A 19248-nucleotide genomic window follows, 5' to 3' on the forward strand; every position below is an offset into this window, starting at 1 on the left:
GGTCTCAGTCGAACAGGTTGGCGAGGCGCTGCTTCATCTGGTCGGCGATGTAGAGCGCGAGGGCCTGGATGGTGGAGGTCGGGTTCACGCCACCCGAGGTGACGAAGATGCTGCCGTCGACGATGAACAGGTTCTTCACGTCGTGCGAGCGGCCCCATTCGTTGACCACGGAGCGCGCCGGATCGGTCCCGATCCGCGCGGTGCCGAGCAGATGCCAACCACCCCACGGGATCGGATCGTTGATGCAAATGTCGGTGGCGCCCGCGGCCTCGAGAATCTCCCGGCCGCGCGCCAGGCCGTGGTCCATCATCTTCCGGCTGTTGGCGCTGATCGTGTAGTCGATCTTCGGCGCCGGGATGCCGTGGCCATCCTTCAGGACCGGATCGAGCGTGACGCGGTTATGCTCCTCGGGCAGATCCTCGCAGATCGCCGACACCGCGAGGCGATGGCCGTTGAGCTTGCGGAACACGCGGTGATGATCCTTGCCCCAGGGCAGGATGCCCTTCTGCTCGCTCGCGACCGCCTCGAATACCGGCCCGGCGCCGCGGCCGAACTGGATGCCGTAGCCGCGGACGAAGCCGCGCGACAGATCCGTGTCGTAGAACTCCTTGCTCCACAGGCAGGTCGGCGGCGCGCGGTTGCTGTCCGTCGGCTCCTTCACGAAGCCGTAGACCTGCGCGTAGGGGTGGAACATCAAATTCCTGCCGACCAGGCCCGACGAATTGGCAAGGCCGTTCGGGAATTTTCCCGACACCGAGTTGAGCAGCAGCCGCGGGGTGCCGACGCCGTTGCAGGCGATGATGACGACCTCGGCCGGCTGGAATTGCTCGACGCCGTCCTTGTCGTAGTAGACGACGCCGGAGGCCATGCCGTGCTCGTTGGTCAGGATCTCGCGCACCCGGCAATGGGTCTTGAGCTCGACCCCGGCGCGGATCGCGTGCGGCCAGTAGGTGATGTCGGTCGACGCCTTGGCGCCCTGGGCACAGGCCGGCGTGCAGTGGCCGAGATTGATGCAGCGCGCCCTGCCCTCGTAATCCATCGTCGCGACTGTCGTGTCCGACGGCCACCAGTGCCAGCCGAGCTTGTTCATCGCCTTGCCGATCAACGGGCCGGACAGCCCGAGCGGCTGCTGCGGCATCGGCGGATGGCTGAGCGGCGACAGCGGATCGCCCGACAGGCCCGAGACGCCCATCATGCGATCGTTCTCCTCGAAGAACGGGGTCAGCACGTCGTAGTCGATCGGCCAGTCGTCGGCGACGCCGTCGAGCGTCTTCACCTTGAAGTCGGAGGGATGCAGCCGCGGCCAATGCGCGGTGTACATCACGGTCGAGCCGCCGACGGCATTGAAGTTGACGACCTTGATCGGTGAATTGTCGTCGTTGATCGGGTAGTCCTCGGGCCGCTTGCGGACATTCGGGCTGGACGACCACTCGCCGTAGAATTTCGCCTCCCAATCGCGCCCGGTGCTCGGATATTCGGCAGGATTCATCCAGCCGCCCTGATCGAGGCAGAGGATATGCATCTTGGTGTCGGCGAGGCTCCAGGCCACCGCGGCGCCGGAGGCGCCGGCGCCGATGATCAGGACGTCAACGGGATCGTTCTTCATTCTTATTTCCTGGCGATTCTCCCGTCATTGCGAGCGAAGCGAAGCAATCCATCCTTCCCGCGTTGCGAGGTGGATTGCTTCGTCGCTTCGCTCCTCGCAATGACGGCGTGGGCTGGCTCAATTGACGATTCTCACCGGCAAGCTTCGTATACCGCGGATGAAATTGGAATAGAGCCTTTGCGGCGGGCCCATCAGCTCAAAACGCAGATCGCGCGCCAACACCTCCTCCCAGAGGATGCGCAATTGCTGCTCGGCGAGGCGGTCGCCGACGCAGCGGTGGATGCCGGCGCCGAAAGCGAGATGCTGGCGCGGCTTGGCGCGGTCGATGATGAATTCATCGGCACGCTCGATCTTGTCCTCGTCGCGATTGCCGGAGATGTACCACATCACCACCTTGTCGCCCTTCTTGATCCGGCGGCCGGCGAGCTCGACATCGTTGCGCGCGGTGCGGCGCATGTGCAGCACCGGCGTGTGGTAGCGGATTGTCTCAGAGACCAGGTTCGGGATCAGCTCGCGCCGGGCGCGAACCAGCTCGAACTGCTCCGGATTCTCGCACAGCGCCATCAGCCCGGCCGACATCGAATTTCGCGTGGTGTCGTTGCCGCCGACGATCAAAAGCCCGATCGTGCCGATGAACTCGCGCGGCTCCAGATTCCGCGTCGCTTCCGAATGCGCCAGCATCGAGATCAGATCGAAAGTCGGGGGCGCATCGATCCGCGCATCCCACAGCTTGCGGAAATATTCTCCCATCTTGACCAGTTCGGCGGTGCGTTCAGCCTCCGAATGCACGACGGCGTCGGGGGACTCGATGTTGGCGATCGCGACATCCGACCACCAGGTCAGCTTGGCGCGGTCCTCAGCGGGAAAATCGAACAGCGTCGCCAGCATCATGTTGGTGAGATCGACCGAGACCCGCTCGGCCCAGTCGAAGGTCTCGTTGCGCGGCAGCGCGTCGAGCACGGCCGAGGTGCGTTTACGGATCAGCGCATCGAAATTGGCGAGGTTCGACGGCGCCACGATCGGCGCGACCGTGCGGCGCTGCGCGGTGTGGCCGGGCGGGTCCATGCGGATGAAACTTGGCCGCTCCTGCCCCTTCGGCTGGTCAGCGACCTGGATACCGCCGAGCTCGGAGGCCGACGAATAGTTCTGGTGATCCAGCTCGACCGCAAAGATGTCGTCGTAGCGCGTCACCGACCAGTACGGACCGTAGGCCGAGGCCTCGCAATAATGTACCGGATCGTCGCGGCGAAGCTGCGCGAACAGCGGCCGCCAGGTGTCATCCTGATAAAGCCGGGGGTTGCTGACGTCTGTTGACGTCGGCCTGCGCAGCGCCTCTCCCATCGCTTCACTCCCGCTGGTTCCGTCGCCGCTTGGCGGGCGATCGTCCTTGTCGGGCCGACGATAGAGGAAATCCCGCGGCTGAGTAAAGCCGCGGAACGGACCGTCCGCCGCGCGGAATGCGCGCAGGCTGGCGCACCCCGGCAAATCGCGATGGCTGCCCCGCTGTTCGATGTTTGTCGGCAGCGGTCAGACCGGTTAGCCTTGCCGGCAATCAACCGATCAGGGAGCGACGAGTGGCCGCAACGCGCCAGGACAACAGCCACGAGAAGGCTGCGCTGGACTACGACGTCATCATCATCGGCGCCGGCCTGTCCGGCATGTATCAGCTCTACCGGCTGCGCGAGCTCGGCCTCTCGGCGCGCGTGTTCGAGGCCGGCACCGGCGTCGGCGGCACCTGGTACTGGAATCGCTATCCCGGCGCGCGCTTCGATTCCGAAAGCTACTCCTACGGCTACTCGTTCTCGAAGGAGCTGCTCGAGGAATGGGAATGGTCCGAGCATTTCGCCGGCCAGCCCGAGACCCTGCGCTACTGCAACTACGTCGCCGACAAGTTCGATCTGCGCCGCGACATCCAGTTCGAGAGCCGCGTCACATCCGCGATCTACCAGGACGATACGCGGAGCTGGCAGATCACGCTGGAGAACGGCACCCGACACAGCTGCCGCTTCCTGATCACCGCGATCGGCCCGCTGTCGACACCGACCCTGCCGCGCATCGAGGGGCGTGACGATTTCAAGGGGCAATCGTTCCACACCGCGCGCTGGCCGAAGCAGAAGGTGGATTTCACCGGCAAGCGCGTTGCCGTGATCGGCACCGGCGCGACCGGCATCCAGACCATCCAGACCATCGCCGGAGAGGTCGGCCACCTCACCGTGTTCCAACGCACCGCCAATTGGGCGGCGCCGCTGCACAACGGCAAGATCGACGCCGGGACGCAAGCCAGGATCAAGGCCGGCTATCCGGAGATTTTTGCGCGCTGCAAGGAGACCTTCGCCTGCTTCGTGCATACGCCCGATCCGCGCGGCGCGTTCGAAGTCAGCGACGCCGAGCGCGAGGCGTTCTACGAAAAACTCTATGGCGAGCGCGGCTTCGGCATCTGGCAGGGCAACTTCAAGGACATCCTGATCGACCGCAAGGCGAATGCGACGATCAGCGATTTCGTCGCGCGCAAGATCCGCGAGCGCGTGAAGAACCAGGCGGTCGCCGAGAAGCTGATCCCGAAGAATCACGGCTTCGGCACACGGCGGCTGCCGCTCGAGACCTTCTATTACGAGGTCTACAACCGCGACAATGTCGAGCTTGTCGACCTGAAGCAGACGCCGATCGAGCGGGTCACGGCGGAGGGCATTCGTACCACCGACAAGGACTACGCCTTCGATATCATCATCTACGCCACCGGCTTCGATGCCATCACCGGCAGCTTCGACAAGATCGATTTTCGCGGCGCGCACGGCGCGCGGCTAAAGCAGAAATGGACGCACGGCCCGGAAACCTATCTCGGGCTGATGGTCGACGGCTTCCCCAACATGATGATGCTGATGGGCCCGCACACCGCGCTCGGCAACATCCCGCGCAGCATCGAATACAGCGTCGACTGGGTCACCAGCCTGATCCGCTTTGCGAAGGCCAACGGTCTGACCTTCCTCGACGCCACGCCCGAAGGCGCCGCCGGCTGGACCGACCATGTCAAGGCGCTCGGGGTCGGCCTGCTCTCCAACGAGGTCGATTCCTGGATGACCGGCATCAACCGCAACGTCGAAGGCAAGCAGACCCGCATCGTCGCCCGCTACAGCGGCAGCGCGCCGGCCTATCGGGCGCGGTGCGACGAGGTGGCGGCGCAGGGGTATGCGGAGTTGAGGTTGGAGTAGCGCGCGTATTGAGGTGAAGCGCAAGCCACACCCACCGCCGTCGTCCCGGCGAAAGCCGGGATCCATAACCACCGCATCCAGTGATGAACGGGATCGTGGCCCCAGCACCGTGCAACAAATCAATATTTGGGGTAATGGGTCCTGGCTTTCGCCAGGACGACATCGGTGGATGGTTCCCGATTCAAGATGTCAAAGATGCGGTGTCATCACCCGCGAAAGCGGGTGATCCAGTATTCCAGAGACAGGGGTTATCGAGCCGATGGGCCGCGGCGTACTGGATCGCCCGGTCAAGCCGGGCGATGACAGTTGGGGTAAGAACGCAGCCCCGCCTTCACTACCACGCATCGATGCACGGCCGCTTGCGGTGCGTCCGCGGCTCTGCCTTCGGTACCGAGCGCAGGCCGGCCATGATCCAATGCCGGGTGTCGGCGGGGTCGATCACCTCGTCGATCTCGAGCACCGAGGCGATCGAGACTGCCTTGCCGTTGGCGTAGAGCTCGGCGACCTTGGTCTGGAAATACTTCTCGCGCTCGAGGGGGTCCTCGATCGCCTCCATCTCCTTGCGGAAGCCGAGGCGGACATAGCCCTCGAGCCCCATGCCGCCGAATTCGCCGGTCGGCCACGCCACCGTGAAGAACGAGGCGTGGAAGCCGCCGCCGATCATCGATTGGGCGCCGAGACCGTAGCCCTTGCGCAGCACGATTCCGAACAGCGGCACCGTGATGCTCGCGCCGGTGACGAACATCCGCGCGACATGGCGCACGATCGCGGTCTTCTCGGCCTCGGGGCCGACCATGAAGCCCGGCGTGTCGCACAGCGAGACGATCGGGATGTCGAAGGCATCGCACAGCTGCATGAAGCGCGCGGCCTTGTCGCCGGCCGCAGCGTCGATCGCGCCGCCGAGATGCTTCGGATTGTTGGCGATCAGGCCGAACGGCTTGCCCTCGATGCGGATGAAGGCCGTGATCATGCCGACGCCGAAATCGCGCCGGATCTCCAGCACCGACCCCTCGTCGGCCATCAAGTCGATCACGTTGCGGATGTCATACACCCGCAGGCGATTTTCCGGGATCGCCCGGCGCAGCAGCCGCTGGTCCGGCGCCTTCCAGTCCTGCACCGCGCCCTGGAAATAAGACAGGTATTTCTGCGCGACCGTCGTCGCCTCTTCCTCGTCCTCGACCAGGATGTCGATCACGCCGTTCGGCGATTGGAACGAGACCGGACCGACCTCGGCCGGATGGTAGACGCCGAGCCCGCCGCCCTCGATCATGGCGGGACCGCCCATGCCGATCGAGGCGTTTTTGGTCGCGATGATGACGTCGCAGACGCCGAGCATCGCGGCGTTGCCGGCGAAGCAATAGCCCGAAACCACACCGACCACGGGCACGAGCCCCGACAGCTTGGCAAACTGCACGAACGACGGCCCGTCGAGGCCGGTCATGCCGAGCCGGTCGGTATCGCCGGGGCGGCCACCGCCGCCCTCGGCATAGAACACCAGCGGCATGCGCCACTGCTCGGCAAGGCCGAGCATGCGGTCGATCTTCTTGTGGTTCATATGGCCCTGGGTGCCGGCGAGCACGGTGTAGTCGTAGGAGATCACCATGCAGCGCGCGCCATCGGCGCCGAAATCCTTCGCGTTGACGGTGGCAACGCCTGCGATCAGGCCGTCGGCCGGCGTGTTCTTGATGAGGTCCTCGACCTTGCGGCGGCGGCGCTGTGCCGCGATCGCGAGCGAGCCATATTCGACGAACGAGCCCTCATCGACCAGCTGCGCGATGTTCTCGCGCGCGGTGCGCTGGTTGGTCTTGCGGCGGCGCTCGACCGAGGCCGGACGGTTCTCGTCCAGCGTGATCGCCTTGCGCACGATCAGCTCGCCGAGGTCAGGACGGATGTGATCGAGATCGATCGTCGCCGCTTCTTCCGCGGCGTGACCGTCGACCTCGGCGGGTTCGAGGAACAGGATCGGCTCGCCATGCATCAGGGTGACGCCGGGACCGCCCGCGATCTTCGTCACCCGGCCGCCATGCGGCGCCGTGACGAGATGCTCCATCTTCATCGATTCCAGCACCGCAATCTGCTGGCCGGGACGGACCAGATCGCCTTCCGCGACCTCGATCGCCACGATGGTGCCCTGCAACGGCGCAGGCACCGGCAGCGATCCTTCGGGCGCCGCCTCGGTGGCGGCGACCTTGGTCGTCGCCGCTTCGCCCACCTCGAGCAGCGGTGCGGCATGCTCCTTCGCGGCCCCGACCAGCGCCGCCACGTGGGTATCGATGAAGTTGGTACTGATCTTGTTCCGAGCAAAGCTCTGGTGCGCCAGGATCGCGCCGAGGAACGGGATGTTGGTGGCGACGCCGCCGATGCGGAATTCACGCAAGGTGCGCGATGCCTTGTGCACCACGTCGGTCCATTTCGGGCTCGGCGAATGCACGATGACCTTGGCCAACAGCGAGTCGAACGCCGCGCTGGTCCGGTAGCCGGAATAGCCGAACGTATCGACGCGGACGCCGGGGCCGGACGGCAGGTCGAACACACTGAGCGTGCCGCCGGTCGGCTTTGTGATGCCCTTCTCGTCCATCACCTCCATGTTGACGCGGAGCTGCATGGCATAGCCGCGCGGCAGCGGCACGGCTGATTGCGCCAGCCCGAGCGAAGCCAGCGTGGCACCGGCGGCGACCGCGAGCTGCGACCGCACGAGGTCGATGCCAAGCACCGCCTCGGTGACGGTGTGTTCGACCTGCAGCCGCGGATTGGCCTCGATGAAGGCGAAAGCGCCCTCGCCTTCTCCCGCTTCGTCATCCACCAGGAATTCGAAGGTGCCGAGGCTGTCGTAGCGCGCGGCGGAGGCGAGCTGCTTTGCCGCCTCGATGATGCGCGCGCGCAAGCCGTCGCTCAGCGACGGGCTCGGCGCCACCTCGATCAGTTTCTGGTTGCGGCGCTGGATGGTGCATTCGCGCTCCCAGAGATGACTGATCGCACCATGGCGATCGCCGATGATCTGCACCTCGATATGGCGCGCCTTGCGGATCAGCCGCTCGACATAGACGGCATCGTTGCCGAACGCCGCCTTGGCCTCCGACTGGCAGCGCGCATAGGCTTCATCCAGCTTCGCCAAGTCCTCGACCACCCGCATGCCGCGGCCGCCGCCGCCGGCGATCGCCTTGACCATCACGGCGGCGTTGGCGCCGAGCGAGGTGAAGAAGGCCTTTGCCTCGTCGAGTGAGGTCGCGCCCGACGTCCCGGTGATAACAGGCACACCGCATTTCTTCGCCAGCGCCTTTGCCTTGGCCTTGTCGCCGAACAGATCGAGCGCCTCGGGGGACGGGCCGACGAAGGTGATCTTCTCCTCGGCACAGCGCCGCGCCAGCTGCGTGTTCTCGCTGAGGAAGCCATAGCCCGGATGCAACGCATCGCAGCCCGTGGCCTTGGCCGCCGCGATCACAGCCTCGATATCGAGATACGCCCGCGCGCCGCGGCCGGGGATCTCGTGGCTCGCATCGGCGGATCGGACGTGCAGCGAGGCGGCATCGTCGGCGGGATAGATCGCCACCGTGGCGATACCGCTCTCGGCCGCGGCGCGGGCAATGCGGATCGCGATCTCACCGCGGTTGGCAATCAGCAGTTTCTTGAAGGACATGACATCTTCACCAAAGGTCAACGATCCTTCATGGTCGGATCGAGCACGACACGCAAGGATTCCCCGAGCGCATTGAACGCCAGGGAGACGACGAGAATGGCAAGGCCCGGCGCATACATCTGCTCCGGGGCGATTTCCATGTATTGATAGGCGCGCGCCAGCATGGCGCCCCAGCTCGGGTCCGGCGGCTGGATGCCGAGGCCGAGGAACGACAGGCTGGCCTCCGCCAAGAGCGCCGCGGCGAGCAGCAGCGTCACCTGCACGATGACCGGTTGCAGCGTGTTCGGCAGCACGTGGCGCCACAGCACATGCCAGGTCGGCGCGCCAAAGCCCCTCGACGCGTCGACATAGAGCTCCTGCCGCACGATCAGCGTGCGGGCGCGGACGATGCGCGCCAGCGCCGGGAACATCGTGATGCCGATCGCGATCATCCCGTTGGTCAGCCCGATGCCGAGCGCGCCGGTGACTGCGATTGCCAGCACGATGGCGGGGAACGACAGGAACGTGTCGATGATGCGGCTGATGATGTCGTCGATCCAGCCGCCGAAGTAGCCAGCGATCAGGCCGACCGGCAGCCCGATCAGGACCGCGACACCGACCGCAAGCAGGCTGGCATAGACGGTGGCCGGTGCGCCGTAGATCAGGCGGGAGAAGATGTCGCGGCCGAGGTCGTCGGTGCCGAGCAGATGCAAGGGCCCCGGCGGTGCCAGCATGTTGTTGACGTCCTGCGCGGTCGGCGCGTAGGGCGCGATCCAGGGCGCGCCGATTGCGACGACAACCAGCACCGACAGCACCAGGATCGACAGCGCGGCGCGCAGATCGCCGGCGAGCCAGCGCACGAGCCGGCGGAGCCGGGTCGGCTTGGCCTGCACGTTGAGCGGAGCAAGTGCCGTGTCGGTCATTGCTCGATCCTCGGATCGACCGCGGCACACAGCAGATCGGTGATCAGGTTCACCGCGATGACGACGACCACCATGGTGAACACCACACCCTGCACGATCGGGAAATCGCGCTGGATCGCACCGCGCACGATCAGGCTGCCGAGGCCGGGAATCGCAAACACCGCCTCGATCACGACGGTTGCCGCCAGCATGCGGTTGATGAGGAGGCTGATGATCGTGAGCAGATTGACGCCGACATTCTTCAGGCCGTGCTGCCAGAGGATGCGGGACATCGACAGCCCCTTGGCATGCAGCGTGCGGACATATTGCGAGGACAGCACCTCCAGCAACGCGCCGCGCAGCTGGCGCGCGACCTCGGCCATGCCATAGGCCGCGATCGCGATGGCCGGCAGCAGCGCGTGCCGGATCGCATCGATCGGCGAGACGCTGAAGGATTTGGCGCCGGTTGCCGGCAACCAGTTCAGCTTCAGCGAGAACTCGGCCACCAGGATCATCGCAAGCCAGAAGCCCGGCACTGCGACGCCGAGCGAGGCAATCATGCTGATCAGCTTGTCGACCCAACCATTCGGCTTGATCGCGGCCATCACGCCCATCGGGATGCCCGTGATGAGTGCCAGCACCAGCGCGATCACGACGATCAAGAGCGTATTCGGGAAAGCACGGCCGATCGAGACCGCGACCTTCTCGCCGGTCAAGAGCGATTGCGACAGATCGCCCTGCGCGACATGACCGAGCCAGGCGCCGTATTGCACCAGGAACGGCCGGTCGAGGCCGTAGATCTTTCTGATCTCGGTGATCCGCGCATCGGTCGCGTTGTCGCCCGCCAAGGTCACGGCAATGTCGCCGGGCACCAGCTTGAGCAGCGCGAACACCATGAAGGTCGCGAGCAGGATCACGGGCAGCGCCTGCACGAGGCGGCTGCCGATGACCTTGACTGGTGACCGTCGTGCCATGGTTCAGCCTTCGAGCCAGACGTCGTCGTATTTCGGCTTGCCGAGCAGATTGGGCCGATAGCCCTGCACCTTCTTGTTCATGGCGACCAGCTCGAACTGGAACGCCAGCGGCGCGACAAAGGCGTTTTCCATCACCAGCCGCTGCACGGTGGCGAAGGCCTTGCGCCTGACCTCGATATCTTCCGATGCGCGCGATTCCTTGATCGCGGCCTCGAGCTCCGGAGGCACCGGCGCGCGGCCGCCATTGTAATAGGCGTCCTTGGTGAACATCAGCGAATAGGTCAGGCTGGGGTCGGGCCGGCCGGTCCAGGCCGAGAGCAGCCCGGCGCCCTTCTTCTCCGGACCGAAGAACGCGGCAGAGGCCTCCGCGATCGGGGCATTGACGAACCGCACGTTCATGCCGGCCTTGCGCAATTGCTCGATCAGGATCTCCTGACGCTGCACCGAATCCTGGTCCGGATAGCCGCCGAGCTCGATCGGGGTGCCCTCCTTGAAGCCGGCCTCGGCGAGCAGCTTGCGTGCCTTGTCGGGATCGTAGGGATAGAGTTTGGCGACCTCGGCATCATAGGCCCAATGCGCCTTCGGCAGGTTCATGTAGGCCGGCTCGGCAAGGCCGGCGAGCGCGGCCTTGACGAAGGACTCGCGATCGATCGCGAAGTTGAGCGCCTGGCGAACCTTGACGTTGTCGAACGGCGGCTTGGCCCAGTTGAGGAAAATCTGGAGCACATAGAGCGTCGGGCCGTGCACCACCTTGACGCTCGAGGCGCGCTCGATGATTGCCTTCTGCCGCGGCGGCAATTGATAGATCAGATCGTTCTGCCCGGCGGTGACCGAGCGGGCGCCGGTGGTGAGCTCGGGAATGATCGAAAACTCGATGCCGTCAGGATAGGGCCGGTCCGGCTTCCAGTATTTCTCGTTGCGCTTGACCACGATCTTCTCGCCGTCGGCCCAGTTCACGAAAGCATAGGCGCCGGCGCCGACCGGCTTGCGCGTCACGACGCCGCCCTCGGCCGCCTTCAGCGCCGTCGGCGACACCATCATGCCGGCGCGATCGGAGAGAATGCCGGGCAGCGCGGTGTCCGGCGTCTTCAGCTTCAAGGTCACCTGCTGCGGGCCGGTGACCTCGACCGAGGCGACCGAGAGCAGATCGGCCTTGATGTTCGACTTCGCATCGCCCCGGTTGCGATCGAGATTGAACTTCACCGCCTCCGCGTCGAGCGGCGTGCCGTCATGAAAGGTGACGCCCGCGCGGATGTTGAGCACCAACGTGTTGGGATCGGTGAACTTCCAGCTTTCGGCAAGCCCCGGCTTCGGTTTCAGCGTGTCGAACTCCCATTCCACCAGCGTGTCGTACATCGTGAACAGGAAGGCGTGATCGGAGCCGGCGCCGCCGGTTGCCGGATCGAGGCTCGACGGATTGGCCGGCGCCGAGATCCGCAAGGTGCCGCCCTTCTTCGGCGCGCCTTGCGCAAATGCGCGGCCGCCGAGCGTGGTGCTCGCAAGTGCGCCCGAGATCAGCGCCATGGCTTCGCGTCGTGTCGTCATTGTCATGGCGTTGTCTCCGGTATGTTGTTCGAAAAATTCGGGCGGTCGGCGAAATGGCAGGCCACCCAGTGATCGGGCTTCAACTCGCGCCACTCCGGCACACGCTCGGTGCAGAGCGGCTGCGCATGCGGGCATCGGGTGCGGAAGCGACAGCCCGAGGGCGGATCGATCGGGCTCGGTACCTCGCCCTGCAGCACGATGCGCTGCGCCTCGCGCATCGACGACGGCAGCGGCCGCGGCTCGGCCGAAAGCAATGCGATCGTGTAGGGGTGCAGCGGCCGCTCGGCGACCTCTTCGGTCGGCCCGAGCTCGACGAACTGGCCGAGATACATCACCGCGACGCGCTCGCTGATATGCGAGACCACGGCGAGGTCGTGGGTGATGAAGACATAGGTCAGGCCGAGATCGCGCTGCAGATCGGCAAACAGATTGAGCACGTCGCCGCGGATCGACATGTCGAGCGCGGCCACCACCTCGTCGCAGACGATCAGTTTGGGCTTGAGCGTCAGTGCACGCGCGATCACGACGCGCTGCTTCTGCCCGCCGGACAGCTGGTGCGGATAGCGTTCGCCGAACTCCTGCGGCAGGCCGACGCGCTCCAGCGCCTCCCGCGCCTGTCGCTCGCGATCAGTGCGGCTGCCGACACCAGCGAGCTCCAGCGGCTCCAGCACGGAGGCCAGGATCGTCATGCGCGGGTTTAGCGCCGCGTTCGGATCCTGGAAGATGATCTGGTAGTCGCGGCGATGGCTCTGGAATTCCCCGCGTGGCAACGCCAGCGGATCGATGCCGTCATGCAGGATGGCGCCGGCGCTGGGTTTCAGCAGGAACACCAGCGCGCGGCCGATCGTGGTCTTGCCCGAGCCAGACTCGCCGATGATGCCGAACGTCTCGCCGCGGCGGACGTCGAAATTGACGCCATCGACCGCCTTCACGGTGGCGCGGCGATCCGAGGTCTGGAAGCGGACCTGGAGATCGCGCACCGAGACGATGGGCTCGCCGCGTTGTTCAGTGGATGCTGCGGTCATTGCGTCGCGACCTTCGAAGCCACCGGCGTATCGGGCGGATGCAGCGCGCCCGGCAGATTGAGCTCGGCAAAGCGCCAGCAACGCACCTTGCGGCCGCCGCCGGCGTCCTGCAGCTTCTGCTCCGCTTCGCAGCCTTTGGCCGCATGCGCGCAGCGGGCGCGGAAGCGGCAGCCGGCCGGCATCTCCGCGATCGACGGCACCCGGCCCGGGATCGACGGCAACCGGCCATGGCGCGGGCTCAGATGCGGCAGCGAACGCAAAAGACCGGACGTATAGGGATGCAGCGGCCGCACCAATGCCTCGTCGACGGTGGCGTCCTCGATCACCTCACCGGCATACATCGTGATCATCCGCGTGCAGGTCTCGGCGACGACGCCGAGATCGTGGGTGATCAGCATCAGCGCGGTCTTCGAGGTCTCGCTGATGTCGCGCAGCAGCTCGAGGATCTGCGCCTGCACGGTGACGTCGAGCGCGGTGGTCGGCTCGTCCGCGATCAGCAGTTGCGGGCCGCAAATCAGGCTCGCGGCGATCATCACCCGCTGGCGCATGCCGCCGGAGAGCTGGTGCGGATAGTCGTCGATCCGCCGCTCCGGCGAGGCGATGCCGACGCGACGCAGCATCTCCAGCGTTTTGGCGCGTGCTTCCTCGTAGCAGACATCGGTATGGACGCGCAGCGTCTCCGCGATCTGGTGGCCCACGGTGAACACCGGATCGAGCGCGCTCATCGGCTCCTGGAAGATCATCGCGATCCGCTTGCCCCTGATCGCACGCATCTGCCGCGCGCTGCAGGAGGCGAGATCGACGCCGTCGAACAGGATCTTGCCGTCGAGCCCGGCAAAGTTGCCGGGCAGCAGCCGCAGGATCGACAGGCCGGTGATGGTCTTGCCGCAGCCGCTCTCGCCGACGATGCCGACCCGCTCGCCAGGCGCGATGTCGAAGTCGATCCGGCGCGTCGCCTGCCAGATGCCCTGCGACGTCTTGAAGCGGATGCCGAGCCCGCGCACGGACAGCAGCGGCCGCGCACCGTCGCGCGCACCCTCCGCTCTGCGCTGTACCGGCTGGCCTGCCTCCATCAACCTGCCGCCCGCTTCTTCTCTTTCACCAGCTGCTCCTCCATCAGCATCTCGGTGCCGATGATGCCCTCGCGGGTGAGTTCTTCAAGCTCGGCGTCGGAGAGGCCGAGCATGCCGGAAAGGATCTCGCGATTATGCTCGCCGAGCGTCGGCGGCACCGAGCGGATCGCAAACGGTGCATCGCTCTCGCGGAACGGCATCGACGGCTGCGGATGTTTGCCGATGAAGGCGCGGTCGACCTGCTGGATGAAATCGCGGGCGTGGAGCTGCGGGTCCTGCAGGAGATCGATCGGCAGCCGCGCGACGCCGGACGCGACGCCAGCGGACTGCAGCGCAGCCATCGCCGCATCGGCATCGCGTGCAGAGGTCCAGGCCTCGATCGCAGCTTCGATCTCGGCCTCGATGGCGCGGCGGCCCGCGGCCGTCCTGAGCGTCTCGTCCTCGGCCCAGTCCTCGCGGCCGAGCAGCCGCGCAAGTCTTGGCCACATTGCGTCGTCGGATACCGCGACCACGATCCAGTTGTCCTCGCCGTCGCAACGAAAGCAGCCATGCGGCGCGAAATCCGGATGGCGGTTGCCGTATTTCGCAGGCTGCTTGCCGTCGATCGAATGGGCGACGATCCAGGGTGCGGCGAACGGCATCATGCACTCGATCTGCGCGAGATCGATGAACTGGCCCTGCCCCGTCAGCTTTGCGTGAATCAGCGCGGTCAGCACCGCGGCAGCGCCATTGAGCCCGCCGACGGCGTCGCCGAACGCGGTGTGGCTCATCACAGGCGGGCCGCCGGGATCGCCGACCACACTCGGCAGGCCGGAACCCTGCTCCAGGGTCGAGCCGTAAGCGCGGCAGTCGCGATGCACGCTGCCGGCGCCGAATGCCGACATCGACATCATCACGAGCTTCGGATTGATCTTGCTCAGCACGTCGTAGCCGAGACCGAGCTTGGGCAGCACCTCGACCGAATAATTGTCGACCACGAGGTCGGCATCGGTAAGCAGGCGCTTCGCGAGCGCAAGCCCCTTCGGCCGGGTCAGATCGAGCGTAATGCCGCGCTTGTTGCGGTTCATGATGCAGTAGCGCACCGATTTCTCGTACATCTGCTCCAGCACATAGGCCGGACGGCGGTCGACGCCGCGCCACCAATCCGGATACTGAGTCGCCTCGATCTTGATCACGTCGGCGCCGAGATCGGCGAGCGTGCGGGTGCAGATCGGCCCGGCCCAGCCCATCGAGAAATCGACCACGCGGATGCCCTCGAGCGGCAGGCGATGGGTCGCAGCCGGCTTCGGTGCAGGCACACGCGGCGCGGCCTCGGGCCTCGCCTGCTGCTCGCCGATCTCAGGCACGCGGCCACCGCGCAGCGGCGGCGTTCCCGTCAATCGTTGCATCGTGCCGGCGGAAAAGCCGGTCTCGTCGCCGACCGCGATCGGGACGATCGCGCCGCGCGCAAGCTTTTCTTCATCGGCGACGAGATCCGCGATCTCCGGCACCGGCACGATCGGGATCTTGCGCCTGAGACCCTCGGCGAACCATTCCTGCGCGGTGCGCTGCTTCAGCTTCGGCAGAATCTTGCCTTCGATCTCGGCGACGCGTTGCAGCCGGTCGACGCCCATGACCAATGTCGGATCGTCGCGCAGATCGGTGAGCCCGAGCATCTCGCAGAACGCGCGCCACTGCGCCGGGGTCACCGTGGTGACGCCGAGCCAGCCCTGCTTGGTCTCGTAGATGCCGACCGGAAAGGTCGGCCAGAACCGGTTGACGCCGATCCGCCGCATGATGTCGCCGCGCTGGAACGCCTCGAACATGATGTATTCGGTGACGGCGATAGAGGCCTCGAACAGGCTGAGATGGCTGCTGCGCCCGCGCCCATCCTGCATGCGGCCGAGCACCGACGACGCCGCGGCAATGAAGCCCCACAGCCCGCCAAGAATCCCGGTCTGGAAATCCGGCGCATGCATCGGCGGCCCCTGCTCGGGCCCGACCAGCTTCACGAGGCCGGTGAGTGCGCGGATCGTGGAATCGGTCGCCGCGAAATCGGCATAGGGACCGCGATCGCCGAACCAGGCGAGGTCGAGATGGATCAGGCCCGGATTGTTCCGCTTGATCGCATCGAGATCGAGGCCGGGACAATTCGCCGCATCGATCCCGCGTCCATCGAGCAGGATATCGCAGCCGGAAATCAGCTTATGCAGGCGCGATATGGCGCTCGCGTCGTTCCGGTCGAGCACGACACTCGATTTGTTGAAGTTGAGAAACGCGAACCATGCACTGTGCCCCTGCGGCGTCAGCGGCGCAGTGCGGCGAAGCGGATCGCCCGCTGGCGGCTCGACTTTCTGCACATCGGCGCCGAAATCAGCGAACAGCCGCGCGCAATAGCTCGTCGCCGCCGCGCTTCCGATCTCGACTATCCGCAGATGCGACAACGCGCCCATCACGCTTCCTCGCGACAAAATGACCAGCCGAGGCCATCGGCTGATTCAGTTTCTTGTTGCCTGAACTTGAAGCCGCGCCGACTGTGTGATGCAAGTGGAATTTTCTTCCGCTTGACGGAATTCAAGCGATTGCCGCTGCACTTTGCAACAAGCGTGCGCTGACGGTCTGCCGCCGTGCGGTTGACGCATTGCTCGATCCGCTATTGTGCTCACTTCAACATCAACAAACGCCGGGCAGGAAACCATGAGCAAATCCACCACAATCAAAAGCGTCGAGACGCTCGCCTGCGATGCCGGCTGGCGGAATTATCATTTCGTCAAGGTGACGACCACGGACGGGCTGGTCGGCTGGAGCGAATACGACGAAGGTTTCGGTGCACCCGGCGTGACCGCGGCGATCGAGCGGCTGTCGGCGCGGGTGGTCGGCAAGAACGCGTTCGAGCACGAGCGGATCTATGTCGAGCTGTTCGCCGCGACGCGCCCCGCCGCCGGCGGCGTGGTGGCGCTGGCGCTCGGGGCGATCGAGAACGCGCTGCTCGACGTCAAGGCCAAGGCGCTCGGCGTGCCCTGCTACGATCTGCTCGGCGGCAAGATCCGCGACCGCGTGCGGGTCTATTGGTCGCATTGCGCGACCTGGCGCATCAATCATCCGGATTGGTACAAGCCCGCAATCACCGATCTCGACGGCGTCAAGGCGATCGGGGCCGAGGTGCGCGAGAAGAAATTCTCGGCGATGAAGACCAATATCTTCGTCTACACGGATGGCAAGCCGCAAGGCTGGCGCCCCGGCTTCGGCTCGCCGTTCCAGCCCGAGATCAATGTCGACCGCAATGTGCTGCGCAATCTCTGCATGCATCTGGAGGCGATTCGCGACGGCGCCGGGCCGGATGTCGATCTCCTGCTCGACCTCAACTTCAACGCCAAGACCGAAGGCTATCTCAAGATCCTGCGCGCCATCGAGAAGATGGACATGTTCTGGGTCGAGATCGACACCTTCAACCCGCAGGCGCTCGGCTACATCCGCCGGCAGAGCCCGCACCCGATCTCGTCCTGCGAGACGCTGCTCGGCCTGCGCGAATTCCTGCCCTATTTCACCGAGCAGGCGATGGATGTCGCGATCATCGACACGCCTTGGAACGGCGTCTGGCAGTCGATGAAGATCGCCGCCGCCGCCGAGCATTTCGAGGTCAACGTCGCGCCGCATAATTTCTACGGCCACCTCTGCACCATGATGAACGCGCATTTCTGCGCCGCGGTGCCGAACCTGCGCATCATGGAGACCGATATCGATCGGCTGGCCTGGGACCACGAGCTGTTCACCCACGTGCCGGAATTCGTCGACGGCCATCTCGTGATCCCGGATCGCCCGGGCTGGGGCACCGAGCCGAACGAGGAAGGCCTGCGCGCCCATCCGCCGCAAAACAAGGGCGGGCTGCTGAATTACGGGCTGAAGAAGTAGGCGGTTACGCTATCAGACCCGTCATCCTGAGGTGCGAGCGGAGCGAGCCTCGAAGGATGCACGGCCACAGTGGGGCCGTCGACCCTTCGAGGGCCGCTTAAGAAGCGGCCACCTCAGGGTGACGGTGATAGAGCGGCGAGCTTCGCATACAGCTAAGCAATTGGCGCCCTCTCAATTATCCTCCCGCACCGGCGTGAACGCGCTCTCGATCACGTCGCCGATCGGCTGCCAGGCATTACCGTCGAACTGCACCAGCCGCATCTGCTTGATCGGGCGGAAATCCTTCGGCCCGGTGTTGATCACGATCCCGGGCAGCGCGATCGGGCTCTGATAGTCCTTCAGCGAGGCGGCCTGCCGCATGATGTTCTCGCGCGACAGGTCGTCGCCGCACTGACGCAGCACCTGCATCAGCGTGTCGGCGGCGGCATAGCCGAACACGGCGTAGATGTCGTCCTTGTCGCCGTCGGGGTAGTACTTGTCCATGAAGGCGTCCCACGCCTTGATCTGCGGATCGTTCTTCCAGGAGGCATCGCCGGCGTCCTTCAGGAACGAGGTCGAGATCACGCCCAGCGAATTCTGCAGGCCAGCCGGCTGCAGAGCGCTGGCGATCGAGGCCGAGGCATTGTCGAGGATGAACACCGGATGCCAATCCATCCCGGCCACGATGCGGATCGCGCGCGCCGCGATCGCCGGCGCGCCGTCGAACACCAGGATGTCGGCGCCGGAGTCCCTCAATATCCCGAGTTGGTTCTCGATCCTGGTCTCCGATGCGTCGAAGGCGAGATCGGCGACGATCATGCCCGCGGTGTCGCCGAGCCCTTCCTGCAAGCCCTTGAACAGATCGCGGCCGAACTGGTCGTTCTGCCAGAGCACCGCGATCTTGCGCGACGGATAGGCGGCCTGGATGTAGTTGGCGTAGATCCGCCCCTCGGCACGGAAGGTCGGCTGCCAGCCCATGGTCCAGGGAAAGGCTTTCGGATGCGCCCACTCCTCGTCGCCGGAGGCGACGAACAGCTGCGGGATATTCTTCTCATTGAGGTACTTTCGGACGGCGAGGTTGCTCGGCGTGCCGAACGAGCCGAACATCAACAGCACGTCCTGCTTCTCGACGAGATCGCGGGTTTGCTCGATTGCGGTCTTCGGATTGGAGCTGTCATCGACCGAGACGAACCTGACCTTGCGGCCGTTGATGCCGCCCTGCTCGTTGACCATGTCGAAATAGGCCGCTTCCGCCCGCCCGATGGTCGCGAACGCGGCGAGCGGCCCCGTGTAGGGCATGACGTTGCCGACACGGATCTCGCTATCCGTCTTCGCTTCCGGCCCCTGCTGCGCACGCAATGGCGACGCCGCGAGAACAGCTGCGAGGACAAGGCATATCGAAAGCACGGTTTGTCGTTTTGTTTGCAT

12 protein-coding genes are annotated in these 19248 nt (G+C 65.4%); 2 read left to right on the forward strand and 10 right to left on the reverse strand.

Going from position 1 to position 19248, the window contains the following annotated elements:
* Positions 1-4: 4 nt before the first annotated feature.
* On the reverse strand, positions 5-1606 hold the full coding sequence (locus ACE10Z_RS32105) for a GMC family oxidoreductase (RefSeq protein ID WP_375784355.1): 1602 nt from the start codon (positions 1604-1606) through the stop codon (positions 5-7).
* Between the two features lie 117 nt (positions 1607-1723).
* Positions 1724-2947 (reverse strand): cytochrome P450, encoded by a 1224-nt coding sequence (locus tag ACE10Z_RS32110; RefSeq protein WP_375784356.1) that lies wholly within the window; start codon positions 2945-2947, stop codon positions 1724-1726.
* 233 nt (positions 2948-3180) lie between these two features.
* Between ACE10Z_RS32110 and ACE10Z_RS32115 the strand changes: the two genes are divergently transcribed.
* Positions 3181-4815, forward strand: coding sequence for a flavin-containing monooxygenase (locus ACE10Z_RS32115; RefSeq protein WP_375784357.1), 1635 nt, complete (start codon positions 3181-3183; stop codon positions 4813-4815).
* 334 nt (positions 4816-5149) lie between these two features.
* On the opposite strand, the gene ACE10Z_RS32120 is transcribed toward ACE10Z_RS32115, so the two are convergent.
* The 7 genes from ACE10Z_RS32120 to ACE10Z_RS32150 are packed head-to-tail and all read right to left on the reverse strand — an operon-like array spanning position 5150 to position 16382.
* Positions 5150-8452 (reverse strand): carboxyl transferase domain-containing protein, encoded by a 3303-nt coding sequence (locus tag ACE10Z_RS32120; protein WP_375784358.1) that lies wholly within the window; start codon positions 8450-8452, stop codon positions 5150-5152.
* Between the two features lie 17 nt (positions 8453-8469).
* The gene (locus ACE10Z_RS32125; protein ID WP_375784359.1) at positions 8470-9354 is read right to left on the reverse strand and encodes an ABC transporter permease; all 885 of its coding nucleotides are present in this window, start codon (positions 9352-9354) and stop codon (positions 8470-8472) included.
* Positions 9351-10307: an ABC transporter permease gene (locus ACE10Z_RS32130; protein WP_375784360.1), complete on the reverse strand. Its 957-nt coding sequence runs from the start codon at positions 10305-10307 to the stop codon at positions 9351-9353. Before ACE10Z_RS32130 ends, ACE10Z_RS32125 begins: the two co-directional genes overlap by 4 nt.
* Positions 10308-10310: 3 nt before the next feature.
* Positions 10311-11858: an ABC transporter substrate-binding protein gene (locus tag ACE10Z_RS32135; RefSeq protein WP_375784361.1), complete on the reverse strand. Its 1548-nt coding sequence runs from the start codon at positions 11856-11858 to the stop codon at positions 10311-10313.
* On the reverse strand, positions 11855-12877 hold the full coding sequence (locus tag ACE10Z_RS32140) for an ABC transporter ATP-binding protein (protein ID WP_375784362.1): 1023 nt from the start codon (positions 12875-12877) through the stop codon (positions 11855-11857). Before ACE10Z_RS32140 ends, ACE10Z_RS32135 begins: the two co-directional genes overlap by 4 nt.
* The gene (locus tag ACE10Z_RS32145; RefSeq protein WP_375784363.1) at positions 12874-13950 is read right to left on the reverse strand and encodes an ABC transporter ATP-binding protein; all 1077 of its coding nucleotides are present in this window, start codon (positions 13948-13950) and stop codon (positions 12874-12876) included. Before ACE10Z_RS32145 ends, ACE10Z_RS32140 begins: the two co-directional genes overlap by 4 nt.
* A complete protein-coding gene (locus ACE10Z_RS32150) occupies positions 13950-16382 on the reverse strand; it encodes a CaiB/BaiF CoA transferase family protein (protein WP_375784364.1) in 2433 nt (810 codons plus the stop codon). The genes ACE10Z_RS32145 and ACE10Z_RS32150 overlap by 1 nt, the downstream gene beginning before the upstream one ends.
* A 244-nt stretch (positions 16383-16626) precedes the next feature.
* On the opposite strand from ACE10Z_RS32150, the gene ACE10Z_RS32155 reads away from it, so the two are divergent.
* Entirely contained in the window at positions 16627-17841 is a 1215-nt protein-coding gene (locus ACE10Z_RS32155; protein WP_375784365.1) for a mandelate racemase/muconate lactonizing enzyme family protein, read from the forward strand.
* 171 nt (positions 17842-18012) lie between these two features.
* Here ACE10Z_RS32155 and ACE10Z_RS32160 read toward each other — a convergent pair whose 3' ends face one another.
* A complete protein-coding gene (locus ACE10Z_RS32160) occupies positions 18013-19248 on the reverse strand; it encodes an ABC transporter substrate-binding protein (RefSeq protein ID WP_375784366.1) in 1236 nt (411 codons plus the stop codon).

The sequence above is a fragment of the Bradyrhizobium sp. Pha-3 genome (assembly GCF_042258615.1).
Classification (GTDB): Bacteria; Pseudomonadota; Alphaproteobacteria; order Rhizobiales; family Xanthobacteraceae; genus Bradyrhizobium.

Coding starts and splice junctions, on each gene's coding strand:
- ACE10Z_RS32150 (WP_375784364.1), bottom strand. CDS start 16,382: ATGGGCGCGTTGTCGCATCTGCGGATAGTCGAGATCGGAAGCGCGGCG.
- ACE10Z_RS32125 (WP_375784359.1), bottom strand. CDS start 9,354: ATGACCGACACGGCACTTGCTCCGCTCAACGTGCAGGCCAAGCCGACC.
- ACE10Z_RS32120 (WP_375784358.1), bottom strand. CDS start 8,452: ATGTCCTTCAAGAAACTGCTGATTGCCAACCGCGGTGAGATCGCGATC.
- ACE10Z_RS32160 (WP_375784366.1), bottom strand. CDS start 19,248: ATGCAAACAAAACGACAAACCGTGCTTTCGATATGCCTTGTCCTCGCA.
- ACE10Z_RS32140 (WP_375784362.1), bottom strand. CDS start 12,877: ATGACCGCAGCATCCACTGAACAACGCGGCGAGCCCATCGTCTCGGTG.
- ACE10Z_RS32155 (WP_375784365.1), top strand. CDS start 16,627: ATGAGCAAATCCACCACAATCAAAAGCGTCGAGACGCTCGCCTGCGAT.
- ACE10Z_RS32110 (WP_375784356.1), bottom strand. CDS start 2,947: ATGGGAGAGGCGCTGCGCAGGCCGACGTCAACAGACGTCAGCAACCCC.
- ACE10Z_RS32135 (WP_375784361.1), bottom strand. CDS start 11,858: ATGACAATGACGACACGACGCGAAGCCATGGCGCTGATCTCGGGCGCA.
- ACE10Z_RS32105 (WP_375784355.1), bottom strand. CDS start 1,606: ATGAAGAACGATCCCGTTGACGTCCTGATCATCGGCGCCGGCGCCTCC.
- ACE10Z_RS32145 (WP_375784363.1), bottom strand. CDS start 13,950: ATGGAGGCAGGCCAGCCGGTACAGCGCAGAGCGGAGGGTGCGCGCGAC.
- ACE10Z_RS32130 (WP_375784360.1), bottom strand. CDS start 10,307: ATGGCACGACGGTCACCAGTCAAGGTCATCGGCAGCCGCCTCGTGCAG.